We start from the raw sequence: 1,537 nt of genomic DNA on the forward strand, positions 1-1,537 counted from the left end.
TCCAAAACAAGAGAGAAAAAGAAATATTTGCTTGATAAAAAGAAAGAATTCGAAACATATGAAAAGAAATTGGAAACAGATGAGATGAACGAATTATTTACTAAATATAAGGATAATCATAAAGATGTAGACGTTGATGATTGGGCAGGGAGGTATCGTTTTGCAAAAGCATTGTTTCAGAAAATTGATTATAATGAAATCAAAAATTATCTCACATTAAATAATTTAATTAGTGAATTTGAAGAGAAATACAAAGTAAATTGGACAGATCAAGAGCAAAGTTCATTGTCACAAGATAAACAAATTAATTATTTGAAGAAAGTTGTGAATAAAAAAGAGGATTATGATACAAATAAATCCATTCAAGAAGCAATCGATACATATAATAAAGCATTCCCTAATGCACGCCTCAAACTAAAAAATATGATTAATGAATATGGTGAAAATATTGAAGAGGCTGCATATGTTTATTTAAGAAAGGGATTAATTCAATTAGCAAAAACATTATTAGAAGACAGATTTGATGAAAGTGATTATCCAGATAGTGAAGAAGGAATGGCAAGACTAAAGAGTGTTATTGAATATGAGGAGAAGAAAAAAGAGAATTTTAAATCAGCAGGCACGATACAAGATAAATTAAATGATTACAATAAATATTTCGAAAATGAACCTGATAGAGATGATGTATGGGTGAGAAAAGAATTTAATAATGATGCGGAAATGGCTTTAAATGGTCTTGAAATATATATGTTAATAGCAGAATTAAATGACTTTTATGGAGGGTCACAATATAAAAGAGATGTGATTCATCAAGAAATTTTACAAAGTTCAGATAAAGGAAAATCTTTAATGAACGAATTAAGTAATCATGCTAAAATACTGTCCAAAGAAAAAGGGAAAATGAATGAATACAATACTAGAAATATGAATTTCAAATCTTATTTAGATTATTGGAACGCACAACATGGAACAAATTATGATAAATTTGATGCATTAAGAGAATTAGGTCTTTTTCAAGGAAGTCAAGATTCGATTCCAAAAGCAAAGAAAGCCCTTGCTGAATTACTTATATTTTATCGGAATCAATTTTATCCAGATAAGCCAATTGATTCGTCAAAAGTTTTAACGTATGCCACAAAATTAGATAATGTAATTCAAGATTTAGAAACAGAAATAAATGAGGTGAAAGGAAGGAAAAAGAAATCAGAAGGAAACAAAAATGTTCTTAAATTAGTGCGATCATTACACCTTCCTACAGAACAAACTAATGAAATATTACAAAAATATGATAAACCAGAAGATACAATATTACATTGTGAAATCTATGAGTTGATCGAAAAATACAATGAAATAAACCCAAATAAACCAATAGATCAAGTCAAAGATGTCAATAAATATGTTTTCAATAATATGACAGGTGAAAGATTAAAAAAGTATTTAACAGGAGCAAATCAAGAAGATTGGACCAATTTATCGGAAATTTTGTCAGATTACAAAACAAGAATATCAGATGATGATTTTGCTCGATACAAAGATG

1 protein-coding gene is annotated in these 1,537 nt (G+C 27.9%); it reads left to right on the forward strand.

The window, feature by feature from the left end; genetic code table 11:
- The coding region (locus QZ306_RS10570) for a hypothetical protein (RefSeq protein WP_295163669.1) at positions 1-1,537 on the forward strand (1,537 nt) is incomplete at both ends.

The sequence above is a fragment of the uncultured Brachyspira sp. genome, from assembly GCF_910588665.1.
Classification (GTDB): domain Bacteria; phylum Spirochaetota; class Brachyspiria; order Brachyspirales; family Brachyspiraceae; genus Brachyspira.